A 14,363-nucleotide genomic window follows, 5' to 3' on the forward strand; every position below is an offset into this window, starting at 1 on the left:
GACTTCCTTTGGGTGGTGAACCATGACTCTCGTATTCGGCGTACCCCTGAGCGTGCTGCTCGGGCAGCTGCTGCTCGGTCTGATCAACGGGGCGTTCTACGCGCTGCTGAGCCTGGGCCTGGCGATCATCTTCGGCCTGCTGCGCATCATCAACTTCGCCCATGGCGCGCAGTACATGCTCGGCGCTTTCGTGGCCTTTCTCGGGCTGAACTATCTGGGCGTGAGTTACTGGTTCGCGCTGGTGCTGGCGCCGTTGGTGGTGGGCTGTCTGGGCATGGCCATCGAGCGCGGGCTGCTACGGCGCATCGCCGGTGAGGATCACCTCTACGGATTGCTGCTGACCTTCGGCCTGGCGCTGATCGTCGAGGGCAGCTTCGTCAAGCTGTTCGGCGTGTCCGGTTCGTCCTATCCAATGCCGGAGTTGCTGCGTGGCGGCTTCAATCTCGGCTTCATGTTCCTGCCGACCTACCGCGCCTGGGTGATCGTCGCCGCGCTGGTGGTGTGCCTGGCGACCTGGTACGTGATTGAGCGCACGCGGCTGGGCTCCTACCTGCGCGCCGGCACCGAGAACCCGAAACTGATGCAGGGCTTCGGCATCAACGTGCCGCTGCTCGTGACCCTGACCTACGGCTACGGTGTGGCTCTGGCGGCCTTCGCCGGCGTGCTGGCTGCGCCGATCTACGCGGTGACGCCGGGCATGGGCTCGAACCTGCTGATCGTGGTGTTCGCCGTGGTGGTGATCGGCGGCATGGGCTCGATCCTCGGCGCGATCGTCACCGGTATCGCCATGGGCCTGATCGAAGGGCTGACCAAGGTGTTCTATCCGGAAGCGGCCAATACCGTGGTGTTCCTGGTCATGGTGGCGGTGCTGCTGATTCGTCCTGCGGGACTCTTTGGTAAGGAGGCATGAGCATGACGAATCCGGCAAATGCAGAAGTCGCATCGGTGCGGCAGGCCAGTGTGGTACGCGAGCGCAGGCATGCAGCAGCGCGGCGGCAGAAGATTTTCTATGCGGCGTTGCTGGTGATCGCGCTGTTGGCGCCGCTGGCGGTGTATCCGGTGTTCCTGATGAAGCTGCTGTGCTTCGCCCTGTTCGCCTGCGCCTTCAACCTGCTGCTCGGCTACGCGGGGCTGCTGTCCTTCGGCCATGCGGCGTTCTTCGCCACCGGCGGCTACATCACCGGCTACATGCTGAGCAGCTACAGCGGGCTCAGCACCGAGCTGGGGATACTCGCCGGCACGCTGGCCTCGACGGTGCTCGGTGCGCTGTTCGGCATGCTGGCGATCCGCAGGCAGGGCATCTACTTCGCCATGATCACCCTGGCGCTGGCGCAGCTGGTGTTCTTCGTCTTCGTCCAGGCGCCGTTCACCGGTGGCGAAAACGGGTTGCAGGGCGTGCCGCGTGGGCATCTGTTCGGCCTTGTCGATATGAAGAACAACATGGCGATGTACTACTTCGTGCTGGCGGTATTCGTCCTTGGCTTCGCCATCATCCAGCGCACCATTCACTCACCGTACGGCCAGGTGCTCAAGGCCATCCGCGAGAACGAGCCGCGAGCGGTATCGCTCGGCTACAACGTCGACCGGCACAAGCTGCTGGCGTTCGTGATCTCCGCTGCGCTTGCCGGCCTGGCCGGCGCGACCAAGACCGTGGTGTTCCAGCTGGCCTCGCTGACCGATGCGCACTGGCACATGTCCGGCGAAGTCATCCTGATGACCTTGCTCGGCGGCGTCGGCACCATCCTCGGCCCGCTGGTCGGCGCCACCGTGGTGGTGACGCTACAGAGCTCGCTGTCCAACGGGCCACTGGGGGAGTGGGTGCACGTCATTCTCGGGGTGATCTTCGTGCTCTGCGTGCTGCTGTTCCGCTCCGGCATCGTCGGCTGGCTGGAACGGCTGGTGAAGCGCAACTTCAAGTAGCGGGCTGATGCGGCATCGTCCAGATTGCGCCGGACGGTGCTTCGCCTTTCGAACCCGTTGGGCAGATGCGTGCCTAACCTGCACACACCTCGTGAGGTAACCGTCATGCCTGGTATCGAACCGCTTCAACCGTCGCAGCCCTTCTGGCCGTGGCGGGCCGACGAATCACCTCTCAACGACCTGGACGACGCCGAGAGTGACACCGAGCTGGAGGGTCCGGAAGAACTGCCGGAAGAGGTGCTCGAACAGCTGGAAAAGGTCGCGCCACCGCCCGAGCCGATCCCCGATCCGGGACCGCTGTAACCGCAGAGCTTTGCCTGCCGGAAACGAAAAGGCCCCGACGAGTCGGGGCCTTTAGCCGAGTGCCTGACGGACTCAGACGTTGAAGCGGAAGTGCATCACGTCACCGTCTTTGACGATGTACTCCTTGCCTTCCAGGCGCCACTTGCCGGCTTCCTTGGCACCGGCTTCGCCCTTGTACTGAATGAAGTCGTTATAGGCGATGACCTCGGCGCGAATGAAGCCTTTCTCGAAGTCTGTGTGGATCACTGCTGCTGCCTGCGGAGCGGTGGCGCCGATTCTGACGGTCCAGGCACGGACTTCCTTCACGCCAGCGGTGAAGTAGGTCTGCAGGTTGAGCAATTCATAACCGGCGCGGATCACGCGGTTCAGGCCGGGCTCTTCGAGACCTAAGGATTCGAGGAACATGTCTTTTTCTTCACCGTCATCGAGTTCGGCGATTTCCGCTTCGATTTTGTTGCACACCGGTACGACCGGAGCGCCTTCGGCGTCGGCGATGGCCTGGACCACGTCGAGCAGCGGGTTGTTCTCGAAGCCGTCTTCGGCGACGTTGGCGATGTACATCACCGGCTTGCTGGTGAGCAGGTGAAAACCGCGCACCAAGGCCTTTTCGTCGTCACCCAAACTCTTCATCAGGGTGCGAGCCGGCTTGCCCTCGGTGAAGTGCGGAATGAGCTTCTCGAGCAGGGCTTTCTGCGCGACGGCGTCCTTGTCGCCACCCTTGGCGTTGCGGGTGACTTTCTGCAGTTGCTTCTCGCAGCTGTCGAGGTCGGCAAAGATCAGTTCGAGGTCGATGATCTCGATGTCGCGCTTGGGATCGACGCTGTTGGCGACGTGGATCACGTTGTCGTCCTGAAAGCAGCGCACGACGTGGGCGATGGCATCGGTCTCGCGGATGTTGGCGAGGAACTTGTTGCCCAGGCCTTCACCTTTCGAGGCGCCTTCCACCAAGCCGGCGATGTCGACGAACTCCATGGTGGTGGGGATCACCCGCTCTGGCTTGACGATCGCCGCCAGCGCATCGAGACGCGGGTCGGGCATCGGTACGATGCCACTGTTCGGCTCGATGGTGCAGAACGGGAAGTTCTCAGCCGCGATGCCGGATTTGGTCAGGGCGTTGAACAGGGTGGACTTGCCGACGTTGGGCAGACCGACGATGCCGCAGTTGAATCCCATGGTGATCTTGCCTCGGAGTTAGGTTCAGGCCTTCTGGCTGTGCAGGCGCTGCATCGCGCGGGTCCAGTCGCCGGCCAGGATTTCCGGCACGACGTCCAGCGCGAAGTCGATGCTGGCGTCGAGCTTTTCGCGCTCGGCCTGTGGTGCACGACCCAGCACGTAGCCACTGACCAGGCTCGCGTGGCCCGGATGGCCGATACCCAGTCGCAGGCGATGAAAGCTGTTCTGGTTGCCGAGCTTGGCGATGATGTCGCGCAGCCCGTTGTGCCCGCCGTGCCCGCCGCCCTGCTTGAGCTTTGCGACGCCGGGGGGCATATCGAGTTCATCATGGGCGACCAGGATGGACTCGGGGGGAATTCGGAAAAAGCCGGCTAACGCCGCCACCGCTTGACCGCTACGGTTCATGTAGGTGGTGGGTATGAGCAGGCGGATATCGTCGCCCTGATGGCTGAATTTGCCTACCAGGCCGAAGTACTTGCGATCATTGCTGAGCGAGACGCCCTCACGGGCAGCCAGACGCTCAACGAAAAGAGCCCCCGCGTTATGCCGGGTCTGGTCGTATTCAGGGCCCGGATTTCCCAGGCCGACGATCAGTTTTACGGCAGTCACGACGGGGGCCTCTTCTTCGGCTATGCGAGTGAATTACTCGGCAGCGTCTTCTTCTTTCGGAGCGTCTTCCTTGCTCACGCGCGGAGCGTGAACGTTGGCAACCGGCAGATCGCTACCGTGGGCCAGTGCGACCAGCTCAACGCCTTTCGGCAGCTTGATGTCGGTCATGTGCAGAACCTGGCCCACTTCGACGTTGGCCATGTCGACTTCGATGAACTCCGGCAGGTCTTGCGGCATGCAGGAAACTTCGACTTCGTTCAGGTTGTGCAGGATTTCGCCGCCTTGCTTCTTCACGCCCACGGAAGATTCCTGGTTGATGAAGTGCAGGGGAACGGTGGCGGTCAGCTTGTGGCCGGCAACGACGCGAACGAAGTCGGCGTGCAGGACGAAGCTCTTGGCCGGGTGACGCTGCAGCGCCTTGATCAGAACGGATTCGTTCTGGCCATCGACGTTCAGGGTCAGAACGTGGCTGAAGGAGGCTTCGTTTTCCAGCAGCTTGGCGAAATCTTTGGCCAGGATGCTGATGGACTGCGGGGCCTTGTCGCCACCGTAGATGACGGCCGGGACCAGGGCGGCGTTACGACGCAGGCGGCGGCTCGCACCTTTCCCCAGGTCGGAACGCACTTGGGCATTCAGAGTGAAATCGTTCATGGTGATTCTCCAGTAGCAACATTACCTGTCGCGCTTGCGACCAGCGCTCGGGCTGTTGGGCAAAAAGCCCCGCACGAGGCGGGGCACATTACGTTCAGTGCGATTTGCGAAGCTTTCGCTTAGCGGAACATCGCACTGATCGATTCGGCATTGCTGATGCGGCGGACCGCTTCAGCCACCACTGGTGCGATGTCCAGTTGGCGAATTCGGGTGCAGGACTGCGCAGCGGCCGACAGCGGAATGGTGTTGGTCACCACCAGCTCGTCGAGCACGGAGCCTTCGATGTTCTCGATGGCGCGGCCGGACAGGATCGGGTGCGTGCAGTAGGCGTACACCTTGGAGGCGCCATGATCTTTCAGCGCCTTGGCTGCGTGACACAGGGTGCCGGCGGTATCGACCATATCGTCGACGAGAATGCAGGTACGCCCATCGATGTCACCGATGATGTGCATCACTTCGGACTGGTTGGCTTTTGGTCGACGCTTGTCGATGATCGCCAGGTCGACGCCGAGGGACTTGGCCACGGCACGGGCACGGACCACGCCGCCGATGTCGGGGGAGACGATCATCAGGTTCTCGAAACGCTGAGCCTGAATGTCGTCAACCAGCACCGGCGAGCCGTAGATGTTGTCCACCGGCATGTCGAAGAAGCCCTGGATCTGGTCGGCGTGCAGGTCGACGGTCAGAACACGGTTGACGCCAACGACGTCGAGCATGTCGGCCACGACTTTGGCGCTGATCGGTACACGAGCAGAGCGCGGACGACGATCCTGGCGGGCATAACCGAAGTAGGGGATCACGGCGGTGATTCGCGACGCCGAGGAGCGGCGGAAGGCGTCGGCCAATACCACCAGCTCCATCAGGTTGTCGTTGGTCGGAGCGCAGGTCGGCTGGATCAGAAATACGTCCTTACCGCGAACGTTTTCGTTGATCTCGACGCTGATTTCACCGTCGGAGAACTTTCCGACGTAGGCATCACCGAGGGGAATATGCAGCTGACGTACGACACGCCGGGCCAGGTCGGGGTTGGCGTTCCCCGTGAAGACCATCATCTTGGACACGCGCAGTACCTGCCTGAGGGTGGGTCCGATGAATAAAAAGCTGTTCAAAAGGCATGCTCTTGAACAGCTTCAAGTGTATGGCAGGGGCGGCTGGATTCGAACCAACGCATGCCAGGATCAAAACCTGGTGCCTTACCGCTTGGCGACGCCCCTGTAGGGTCAACTTCTAATGCTATTCAGTGCGTTCTCAGTCATACGAACCCCGGAGGTTATGGCAGGGGCGGCTGGATTCGAACCAACGCATGCCAGGATCAAAACCTGGTGCCTTACCGCTTGGCGACGCCCCTGTATCGTACAACCTGTGTGCTACGCACTTACTTCCTGCGCCAGCTGCTCAAGGCTTCGGTGCAACATCGAAACGTTACGACCGCGCGCCACGAAACTTGGCAAAGTGTCTGGAAGTTGGCGGCGGACTTTATCAGCCTCGCCTGCATTTGGGAAGCTCCCAAACACACAAGCTCCAGTGCCGGTCATGCTTGCTGGAACGAATTTGTTCAACAAGCTCAAAGCGTTACGAACTTCTGGATAACGCTTCTCGACCACAGGCTGACAGTCGTTATGACCGCCCCCAGCAAGAAGGCTGCGAACTGTAATGGCCGGGGTATTACGTGTCAACTCTGGGTCTGCAAATATTTCCGCTGTACTAACAGAGACTTGCGGAGCTATCACGAGGAACCATGGCTCGGCCAGTTCCACCGGCTGCAGACGCTCGCCAACGCCCTCGGCAAACGCTGCGCGGCCTCTGACGAAAACCGGTACATCGGCCCCCAGAGTGAGCCCCAACTCGGCCAGCCGGTCTTCGCCAAGGTGCAGCTGCCAAAGATGGTCGAGGCCGAGCAGAGTGGTGGCTGCGTCGGAGCTGCCGCCACCGATGCCGCCGCCCATGGGCAGACGTTTGAGCAAATGAATGTCGGCGCCCAGCGGGCAACCGCTTTCACGCTGCAACAGGCGCGCCGCGAGGACGATCAGGTTGCTGTCGTGGTCGACCCCCGGCAGCTCGGCATGCAGCCGGATTTCGCCATCTTCACGCGGGCTGAAGCTGAGTTCGTCGCCATGGTCGAGAAACTGGAACAGCGTCTGCAACTCGTGGTAGCCGTCGGCGCGGCGTCCGATGATATGCAGCATCAGATTGAGTTTGGCGGGCGCCGGTAGCGTCAGCATTCAACGGCCCAGCTGGCGGGGTTGCCAGTCCTTGATCACCAGGGTGATCTGCAGATCGTGCCCTTGCAGCCTGATGCGCTCGGGCAGGACGAAACCGTTGTGTTCGGCATAGGCCAGATACTCGACCTGCCAGCCGTCCTGCTCAAGACGCGCCAGGCGGCTCTCGCTGTCTAGGCTCAAGCGACTGCGGCTGTCCGGTGCTGGCAGCCCGCGCACCCACCAGAGCAGGTGGGACACCGGTAGCTGCCAGCCGAGCTGTGCTTGTACTAGCGCTTCCGGGGACTCGGCTTCGAATCGGCCCTGGCCGGCAACCTCCAGCGATACTGCGTCCGGCCGGCCGGTAAGACGGGTCGCGCCGCGGCCTAGAGGGCCGGACAGGCGGATGTCAAAGTAGTCCTGGCGCTGTAGCCAGAACAGCGTACCGCTGCCGGATTCCTGTGGTGCACGAATGCCGATTTTGCCGCTGATCTGCCAGCCGTCGAGCGCTACGACATGGCTGCGGTGTTCTTTCCAGGCCGCTGCATTACCCGGGCCTTCAACCGATTCGCGTGGGCCAAGCCCTGCACAGCCAGCGAGCAAGAGGGCAAGGCAGGGAGCAAGAAGATTTCTCAACAGGGACATGGGTCAGGGCTTCTCCGAGCCAGTCAGCCGCTTGAGCGTTTCGCGCAATACCTGGCTGTCCGGTTGTAGTTTGAGTGCCTTCGACCAGACCGCGCGCGCCTCGCTGCGTTCACCCTTCGTCCACAGCACTTCGCCCAGATGAGCGGCAACTTCGTGATCTGGGAAGCGCTGCAGCGCTTTGCGTAGAAGCGCTTCGGCCTCATCAAGATTGCCAAGGCGGAAGTTGACCCAGCCGAGGCTGTCGAGGATTGCGGGATCGTCAGGATTGAGCTGGTACGCCTGCTCTATCAGTTGCAGCGCCTCGTCATGACGTTTGGTGCGATCGGCCAGGGTGTAACCCAGGGCGTTGAGCGCCATGGCGTTTTCTGGCTCGCGATCGATGATGAAGCGCAGGTCGCGTTCCAGCTGAGCCAGATCGCCGCGTTTCTCCGCAAGCATGGCGCGGGTATAGAGCAGGTTGAGGTCGTCAGGGTACTCGGCCAGTGCCTGCTCCACTAGTTGCCAGGCCTGTTCGGTGCGTTTGTGTTCGGCGAGCGCCTCAATCTCGATCAGATACAGCTGGATGGCGTAGTCGGGCTGCTGTTGGCGGGCGTCGGCAAGCACCGCGGATGCTTCCTGGTCGCGGTTGCTGGTGTAGAGCAGCTGGCTCTGCAGCAATTTTGCCGGTAAGAATTCGTTGCCGGGGCCGACCTCGGCCAGGGCTTCCAGGGCTTTGGATTTCTTGTCCATGGCTTGATATGCACGGCCAAGATTGAAGTGGGCGGCATCGAGATGGCTGCCGCGCTCGATCAGCTCCTCCAGGTAGACCGTGGCTTCGCGCCACGCCTGCGCTTCCATGCAGACCAGCGCCATGGAGAAGCGCAGGTCATCGTCAGCCGGATGCTGCTGGACCAGCGTGGCGAACTCACCCATGGCGTCTTCCAGGCGCTCCTGTTCGACCAGCAGACGCGCATAGGTCAGACGTAGGCGCTTGTCTTCGGGGTGCTGGCGAAGGCTTTTCTCCAGGAGCGGAAGTGCTTCGTCGCTGCGCTGCAGACTGTGCAGCAAACGTGCTTCGAGCAGGATCGACGGAATCTGGCGCTGCTTGGCCGGCTGTGCCTGCAGCAGGGCCAGCGCTTCCTCGCTGCGATCATCCTGTTGCAACAGGACGGCCTTGCCGAAAGATAATTGGGGGTTGTCCGGGTGCTTGAGCAGCAGCTTGTCGAAGCTCTGCAGCAGGCCTGCGCGGGTGTCAGGATCGGTTTCCGAAGCCGAAAGGGCGAGGAAATCGAAATGTGTGTCGCCCTGGCCTTGCAGAACCTTTTCCATGAACTCCAGGGATTCTTCATAACGGCCGGCACGGGCGAGCTGCACGGCAGCGGCGCGCTGCGCGTCAAGATTCTCCGGCGCGTTGCGTGCCCAGATCAGCGCGGTATCAAGCGCTGCCTGATCGGCACCGAGGTATTCGGCGATGCGAAATCCGCGCTCGGCCACGCCAGCGTCCTGCGTCGCATGCGCCTGCTGGACATAGTTGCCCAGAGCGATGTCGAAGCGATTGCGCTGGCCAGCCAGCTCTGCCACCAGCAGTGCGTAGAGGGACTGCCGGCTGAATGAGCCGTACTCGGTCGCGGCGCTGGAAGCGCTCTCCGGCGCAGCGTCCTCAACCGGGGGGCTGCTCGCGGGAGTTTGCTGCGTGAAAGTCTGGCAGCCGCCGAGTAATAGCAGGGCGGCAAGTGCGGCGAGTCTTTTCATAGGGGAGATATACGGCTGGTAAGCGGTCGCGGCATGATGACACAAGCCGCAGGGCAAGCCCATGGCCCTGGGGGCGCGTAGGCCGGTTCGGTAGCAATCGGGCTACCAATCGCATCCGACAATCGAGGGCAATGGTTGTTCTCCATCTGGCGAAGTAGGAGAATTGCGCGCTCTGTTATCGAATCAGCGATTCTGCATGGCTTTCCTCGCGCTTGGCATTAATCACAAGACCGCTTCGGTGGACGTCCGCGAGCGCGTAGCCTTCACGCCCGATCAGATGGTCGAGGCCTTGCGGCAGCTGTGCCGCGTCACACCCACCCGCGAAGCGGCGATCCTCTCCACCTGTAATCGCAGCGAGCTGTATCTGCAGCAGGACGAGGTCGAGGCCGAGGCCGTACTTGCTTGGCTGGCCAGTTATCATCGTCTAAGCCTCGACGAGCTCAAGGCGTGCGCCTATGTGCATGTTGACGATCAGGCCGTGCGCCACATGATGCGGGTCGCATCCGGGCTCGATTCGCTGGTGTTGGGCGAGCCGCAGATTCTCGGACAGATGAAGTCCGCCTATGCAGTTGCGCGGGAGGCCGGCAGCGTTGGCCCGCTGCTTGGCCGGCTGTTCCAGGCGACATTCAGTACGGCAAAGACTGTGCGTACCGATACCGCGATCGGTGAGAACCCGGTTTCCGTCGCGTTTGCCGCAGTCAGCCTGGCGCGGCAGATATTCAGCAATCTGCAGCGCAGTCAGGCCCTGCTGATCGGTGCCGGAGAAACCATCACACTGGTCGCTCGTCACCTGCACGAGCAAGGCGTGAGGAGGATCGTTGTCGCCAACCGTACGCTCGAGCGGGCCAGTGCCTTGGCCGCGGAACTGGGCGCGCATGCAATCCTGCTCGCCGATATTCCCGATGAGTTGCATAACAGCGACATCGTCATCAGTTCTACCGCCAGCCAGTTGCCAATTCTTGGCAAGGGCGCGGTCGAGCAGGCGCTCAAGCGGCGCAAGCACAAACCGATGTTCATGGTCGATATCGCCGTACCGCGGGACATCGAATCGCAGGTCGGCGAGCTGGATGACGTTTATCTGTATACCGTCGACGATCTGCACGAGGTAGTCGCCGAGAACCTCAAGAGCCGGCAGGGCGCTGCCCAGGCAGCCGAGGAGCTGGTCGCGGCCGGCACCGAGGACTTCATGCAGCGCCTGCGCGAGCTGGCCGCTGTGGATGTGCTCAAGGCCTATCGGCAACATGCCGAGAGGATTCGTGACGACGAGCTGAGCAAGGCACAGCGCTTGCTGGCTAACGGCGCCAGCGCCGAGGATGCGCTCGCGCAGCTTGCCCGCGGCCTGACCAACAAATTGCTGCATGCGCCTAGCGTGCAGTTGAAAAAACTCTCTGCTGAGGGCCGCGTCGAGGCGCTGAGCATGGCCCAGGAGCTCTTCGCCCTGCACGAGGGCCCGGAAAAACCATGAAAGCTTCACTGCTGAACAAGCTGGACATCTTGCAGGACCGTTTCGAAGAACTTACCGCACTGCTCGGCGATGCCGAGGTCATCAGCGATCAGACGCGTTTTCGCGCTTATTCTCGCGAATACGCCGAAGTTGAGCCGGTAATCGTCGCTTATCGCCAGCTGTGCAAGGTTCAGCAGGACCTAGAGGGTGCCCAGGCACTGCTCAAGGACAGCGATCCTGATATGCGCGAGATGGCCGAAGAAGAAGTCGCCGAGGCGAAGACTCAGCTCGAAACGCTGGAGGCCAACCTGCAGCGCATGCTGCTGCCAAAGGACCCGAACGACGGGCGCAACGTGTTCCTCGAGATCCGCGCCGGCACCGGCGGCGACGAGGCGGCGATCTTCGCTGGCGATCTTTTTCGCATGTATTCCCGCTATGCCGAGAAGCAAGGCTGGCGCGTCGAGATTCTGTCTGAGAGCGAAGGAGAGCATGGCGGCTACAAGGAGGTGATCTCGCGCGTCGAGGGCGATAACGTCTACGCCAAGCTCAAGTTCGAGTCCGGCGCGCACCGGGTACAGCGCGTGCCGGAAACCGAGTCGCAGGGCCGCATCCACACCTCGGCCTGCACAGTTGCGGTGTTGCCCGAGCCAGATGAGCAGGCCGCTGTGGAGATCAATCCGGCCGAGCTGCGCATCGACACCTATCGCTCCTCCGGCGCCGGCGGTCAGCACGTCAACAAGACCGATTCGGCGATCCGTATCACGCACCTGCCCACCGGCATGGTGGTCGAGTGCCAGGAAGAGCGTTCGCAGCACAAGAACCGCGCCAAGGCCATGGCCTGGCTCGCGGCCAAGCTGCAGGACCGCCAGGACGCGGCGGCGCACAAGGAAATTTCCGAAACGCGCAAGCTGCTGGTCGGCTCCGGTGATCGCTCCGAGCGTATCCGTACCTACAATTTTCCCCAGGGCCGCGTCACCGACCATCGCGTCAACCTCACGCTGTATTCGCTCAACGAGGTGATCGGCGGCGCAGTAGAGCAGGTCATCGAGCCGCTGTTGCAGGAATACCAGGCCGACCAGCTGGCCGCGCTGGGCGACTGATCCTTTCCGCTGCGCATGGCGCAATCGACGAGCATCTCATGCCAACCATCGAGTCCTTGCTGCACAGTGCCGATCTCCCTGATTCGCCGAGCGCCAGGTTGGACGCCGAGTGGTTACTCGCTGCCGCTCTGGGCAAGTCCACTAGCTACCTGCGCACCTGGCCCGAGCGTGAGGTGCCGGCTGACTGCGCCGAACGCTTCGCCGCTGATCTGGCGCGGCGTCGGCAGGGGGAGCCGGTTGCCTATATCCTCGGCCGGCAGGGCTTCTGGAGTCTGGAACTTGAAGTTGCGCCTGATACGCTGATTCCAAGGCCGGATACCGAACTGCTGGTGGAAACCGCCCTGCAATTACTCCCTGCCACGCCCGCGCAGGTGCTCGACCTCGGCACCGGCACGGGTGCGATCGCTCTGGCGCTGGCTGCCGAACGCCCGGCATGGCGGGTCTGTGGTGTGGACTGCATCGAGGCGGCCGTAGCGCTGGCCGAGCGCAATCGCCTGCGCCTTGGGCTACATAATGCTGCATTTACTGTGAGCAACTGGTTCGCGGGGCTCGCTGGCGAGCGCTTCCAGCTGATTGTGAGCAACCCGCCGTATATCCCCCAGAGTGACCCGCATTTGCAGCAGGGCGACGTCCGTTTCGAGCCACATAGTGCATTGATCGCCGGTCTGGATGGGCTGGACGACATCCGTTCGATCATCGCCCAGGCGCCGGCGCACTTGCGGCCGGATGGCTGGTTGCTGCTGGAGCATGGCTACGATCAGGCCGAGGCGGTGCGTGTGCTAATGGTTTCCCAGGGTTTCGAAGATGTGCAAAGCCGGCTCGATCTGGGCGGGCATGAGCGCATCAGCCTTGGGCGGCTACCATGATGGTGTTTCGTGAGGTCCGCGGATGCTGAGTGACGAAGAGCTGCTGCGCTACAGTCGGCAGATCCTGCTCAAGCAGGTTGATATCGAGGGGCAGCTGCGACTCAAGCAGAGCCGCGTGCTGATCGTTGGGCTCGGTGGGCTCGGGTCGCCGGTGGCGCTCTATCTGGCCGCCGCCGGGGTCGGTGAACTTCATCTCGCCGATTTCGATACCCTGGATCTGACTAACTTGCAGCGGCAAATTGCCCATGACACCCCGTCGCTGGGGCGGCACAAGGTCGACTCGGCCATGCTCCGGCTGGAGGCGCTCAACCCGCGTGTGCGTCTGGTGCCTTACCGCAGCGGTTTGGATGCCGATTCACTCGATGCGGCGGTTGCCCAGGTCGATCTGGTGCTCGATTGCACGGACAACTTCGGTATCCGTGAGGCGGTGAACGCCGCCTGCGTGAAGGCGAAGAAACCGCTGGTCAGCGGCGCGGCGATCCGCTTCGAGGGACAGCTGTCGGTGTTCGATCCGCGAGTCGAGACCAGCCCTTGCTACCACTGCCTCTACGGGCACGGTAGCGAAGCCGAGCTGACCTGCAGTGAGGCCGGTGTAATAGGGCCGTTGGTGGGCATGGTAGGCAGCCTTCAAGCGCTGGAAGCCCTCAAGCTATTGGTCGGTTTCGGCGAGCCGCTGATTGGCCGGCTGCTATTGGTCGATGCCTTGTCCAGCCGCTTTCGCGAGCTGAGGGTAAAACGCGATCCGCATTGCGCGGTATGTGGCATCAGCGATGGCTGATCGTGCAGCCCCTGTCGGAGTTTTCGACTCAGGCGTCGGTGGGCTTTCGGTGTTGCGTGAAATCCGTAAGTGCCTGCCGCATGAATCGCTACTCTATCTGGCCGACAGTGCCCATGTGCCCTATGGCGAAAAAAGCCCGGAGTACATCCGCGAGCGCTGCCGTGTGATTGCTGCCTTTCTTGTTGAAAAGGGTGCCAAGGCGCTGGTGGTGGCGTGCAACACCGCGACCGCCGCTGGGGTCACCGAGTTGCGAGAGTGTTATCCGCAGATGCCGATCGTCGCCATGGAGCCGGCCGTCAAGCCGGCAGCGCTGGCCACCCGAAGTGGCGTCGTCGGAGTGCTTGCTACTACCGGAACGTTGAAGAGCGCCAGGTTCGCCGCGTTGCTCGATCGATTCGCCGCCGATGTACGCGTCATCACTCAGCCGTGTCCGGGTCTGGTCGAGCGCATCGAGGCAGGTGATTTGAGCAGTGCCGAAACGCGCGCCATGCTGGCGGGATGGGTTGCTCCACTGCTGGCGCAGGGCTGCGACACGCTGATCCTGGGCTGCACACACTACCCGTTCATTCGGCCGCTGCTGGTTCAGTTGTTGCCGAGCGACATCCGGTTGATTGATACGGGAGCAGCGGTCGCGCGACACTTGCGTGAATTGCTGGCGGAGCGCCATCTGCTTGCTAGTGGACGGGCCACACAGGGCTTCTACTGCAGTGGCGATCCGCAGCGAATGGCCCGGGTGCTGCCTATACTTTGGGGGGAAAATGCCGTAGTCGAGTTCTTCCCCAATTAGGAACTCCAAGCGCAGCGGGGTTTCTCAATTGGGGTATACGGATTTAATGGTTGATGGGGCACCTTCACCCCATCAATCTGATACCACCCTCAGATGGTTGATAGATCGACTCCGTAGTTGAGTTCCTCTGCGAAGTCCGGCAGTCCGTAACCGATGGT

General features: G+C 62.1%; 15 protein-coding genes and 2 tRNA genes. 8 read left to right on the forward strand and 9 right to left on the reverse strand.

Going from position 1 to position 14,363, the window contains the following annotated elements:
* Positions 1–22 precede the first annotated feature (22 nt).
* The 3 genes from CXK91_RS22055 to CXK91_RS22065 all read left to right on the forward strand — a co-directional run bounded on the left by CXK91_RS22055 (position 23) and on the right by CXK91_RS22065 (position 2,223).
* The gene (locus tag CXK91_RS22055; protein ID WP_015275981.1) at positions 23–910 is read left to right on the forward strand and encodes a branched-chain amino acid ABC transporter permease; all 888 of its coding nucleotides are present in this window, start codon (positions 23–25) and stop codon (positions 908–910) included.
* Between the two features lie 2 nt (positions 911–912).
* Positions 913–1,920, forward strand: a complete 1,008-nt coding sequence (locus CXK91_RS22060) for a branched-chain amino acid ABC transporter permease (RefSeq protein ID WP_103458135.1) — start codon at positions 913–915, stop codon at positions 1,918–1,920.
* Positions 1,921–2,025: 105 nt separating this feature from the next.
* On the forward strand, positions 2,026–2,223 hold the full coding sequence (locus tag CXK91_RS22065) for a hypothetical protein (protein WP_103458136.1): 198 nt from the start codon (positions 2,026–2,028) through the stop codon (positions 2,221–2,223).
* A 72-nt stretch (positions 2,224–2,295) separates the two neighbouring features.
* Here the strand turns inward: CXK91_RS22065 and ychF are convergent, their stop codons facing one another.
* From ychF to CXK91_RS22110, 9 genes are all read right to left on the reverse strand, one after another.
* Positions 2,296–3,396, reverse strand: coding sequence for a redox-regulated ATPase YchF (gene ychF, locus CXK91_RS22070; protein ID WP_103458137.1), 1,101 nt, complete (start codon positions 3,394–3,396; stop codon positions 2,296–2,298).
* Positions 3,397–3,420: 24 nt separating this feature from the next.
* The gene (gene pth, locus CXK91_RS22075; protein ID WP_103458138.1) at positions 3,421–4,005 is read right to left on the reverse strand and encodes an aminoacyl-tRNA hydrolase; all 585 of its coding nucleotides are present in this window, start codon (positions 4,003–4,005) and stop codon (positions 3,421–3,423) included.
* 33 nt (positions 4,006–4,038) lie between these two features.
* Entirely contained in the window at positions 4,039–4,656 is a 618-nt protein-coding gene (locus tag CXK91_RS22080; protein WP_103458139.1) for a 50S ribosomal protein L25/general stress protein Ctc, read from the reverse strand.
* Between the two features lie 119 nt (positions 4,657–4,775).
* Positions 4,776–5,717, reverse strand: a complete 942-nt coding sequence (locus CXK91_RS22085; protein ID WP_103458149.1) for a ribose-phosphate pyrophosphokinase — start codon at positions 5,715–5,717, stop codon at positions 4,776–4,778.
* A gap of 78 nt (positions 5,718–5,795) precedes the next feature.
* Positions 5,796–5,870, reverse strand: a tRNA-Gln gene (locus CXK91_RS22090).
* Between the two features lie 59 nt (positions 5,871–5,929).
* Positions 5,930–6,004 (reverse strand) — tRNA-Gln (locus tag CXK91_RS22095).
* A 19-nt stretch (positions 6,005–6,023) separates the two neighbouring features.
* Positions 6,024–6,878 carry a 4-(cytidine 5'-diphospho)-2-C-methyl-D-erythritol kinase gene (gene ispE / locus CXK91_RS22100; protein WP_103458140.1) on the reverse strand — a complete coding sequence of 285 codons (855 nt, stop codon included), beginning with the start codon at positions 6,876–6,878 and terminating at the stop codon, positions 6,024–6,026.
* Entirely contained in the window at positions 6,879–7,499 is a 621-nt protein-coding gene (gene lolB / locus CXK91_RS22105) for a lipoprotein insertase outer membrane protein LolB (RefSeq protein ID WP_103458141.1), read from the reverse strand.
* A gap of 3 nt (positions 7,500–7,502) precedes the next feature.
* Positions 7,503–9,230 carry a tetratricopeptide repeat protein gene (locus CXK91_RS22110; RefSeq protein ID WP_103458142.1) on the reverse strand — a complete coding sequence of 576 codons (1,728 nt, stop codon included), beginning with the start codon at positions 9,228–9,230 and terminating at the stop codon, positions 7,503–7,505.
* Positions 9,231–9,426: 196 nt separating this feature from the next.
* Here CXK91_RS22110 and hemA point away from each other — a divergent pair, with 196 nt between their 5' ends.
* The 5 genes from hemA to murI are packed head-to-tail and all read left to right on the forward strand — an operon-like array spanning position 9,427 to position 14,205.
* Positions 9,427–10,695, forward strand: a complete 1,269-nt coding sequence (gene hemA, locus CXK91_RS22115; RefSeq protein ID WP_103458143.1) for a glutamyl-tRNA reductase — start codon at positions 9,427–9,429, stop codon at positions 10,693–10,695.
* Positions 10,692–11,774 (forward strand): peptide chain release factor 1, encoded by a 1,083-nt coding sequence (prfA, locus tag CXK91_RS22120; protein ID WP_103458144.1) that lies wholly within the window; start codon positions 10,692–10,694, stop codon positions 11,772–11,774. The genes hemA and prfA overlap by 4 nt, the downstream gene beginning before the upstream one ends.
* Before the next feature lie 38 nt (positions 11,775–11,812).
* Entirely contained in the window at positions 11,813–12,640 is an 828-nt protein-coding gene (prmC, locus tag CXK91_RS22125; protein ID WP_103458145.1) for a peptide chain release factor N(5)-glutamine methyltransferase, read from the forward strand.
* Between the two features lie 22 nt (positions 12,641–12,662).
* Positions 12,663–13,418: a molybdopterin-synthase adenylyltransferase MoeB gene (locus CXK91_RS22130; RefSeq protein WP_103458146.1), complete on the forward strand. Its 756-nt coding sequence runs from the start codon at positions 12,663–12,665 to the stop codon at positions 13,416–13,418.
* Entirely contained in the window at positions 13,411–14,205 is a 795-nt protein-coding gene (gene murI / locus CXK91_RS22135; RefSeq protein ID WP_103458147.1) for a glutamate racemase, read from the forward strand. The genes CXK91_RS22130 and murI overlap by 8 nt, the downstream gene beginning before the upstream one ends.
* Positions 14,206–14,363 lie beyond the last annotated feature (158 nt).

The organism is Stutzerimonas stutzeri (genome assembly GCF_002909485.1).
GTDB lineage: Bacteria > Pseudomonadota > Gammaproteobacteria > Pseudomonadales > Pseudomonadaceae > Stutzerimonas > Stutzerimonas stutzeri_AH.

Coding starts and splice junctions, on each gene's coding strand:
- CXK91_RS22055 (WP_015275981.1), top strand. CDS start 23: ATGACTCTCGTATTCGGCGTACCCCTGAGCGTGCTGCTCGGGCAGCTG.
- CXK91_RS22060 (WP_103458135.1), top strand. CDS start 913: ATGACGAATCCGGCAAATGCAGAAGTCGCATCGGTGCGGCAGGCCAGT.
- CXK91_RS22065 (WP_103458136.1), top strand. CDS start 2,026: ATGCCTGGTATCGAACCGCTTCAACCGTCGCAGCCCTTCTGGCCGTGG.
- ychF (WP_103458137.1), bottom strand. CDS start 3,396: ATGGGATTCAACTGCGGCATCGTCGGTCTGCCCAACGTCGGCAAGTCC.
- CXK91_RS22080 (WP_103458139.1), bottom strand. CDS start 4,656: ATGAACGATTTCACTCTGAATGCCCAAGTGCGTTCCGACCTGGGGAAA.
- ispE (WP_103458140.1), bottom strand. CDS start 6,878: ATGCTGACGCTACCGGCGCCCGCCAAACTCAATCTGATGCTGCATATC.
- lolB (WP_103458141.1), bottom strand. CDS start 7,499: ATGTCCCTGTTGAGAAATCTTCTTGCTCCCTGCCTTGCCCTCTTGCTC.
- CXK91_RS22110 (WP_103458142.1), bottom strand. CDS start 9,230: ATGAAAAGACTCGCCGCACTTGCCGCCCTGCTATTACTCGGCGGCTGC.
- hemA (WP_103458143.1), top strand. CDS start 9,427: ATGGCTTTCCTCGCGCTTGGCATTAATCACAAGACCGCTTCGGTGGAC.
- prfA (WP_103458144.1), top strand. CDS start 10,692: ATGAAAGCTTCACTGCTGAACAAGCTGGACATCTTGCAGGACCGTTTC.
- prmC (WP_103458145.1), top strand. CDS start 11,813: ATGCCAACCATCGAGTCCTTGCTGCACAGTGCCGATCTCCCTGATTCG.
- CXK91_RS22130 (WP_103458146.1), top strand. CDS start 12,663: ATGCTGAGTGACGAAGAGCTGCTGCGCTACAGTCGGCAGATCCTGCTC.
- murI (WP_103458147.1), top strand. CDS start 13,411: ATGGCTGATCGTGCAGCCCCTGTCGGAGTTTTCGACTCAGGCGTCGGT.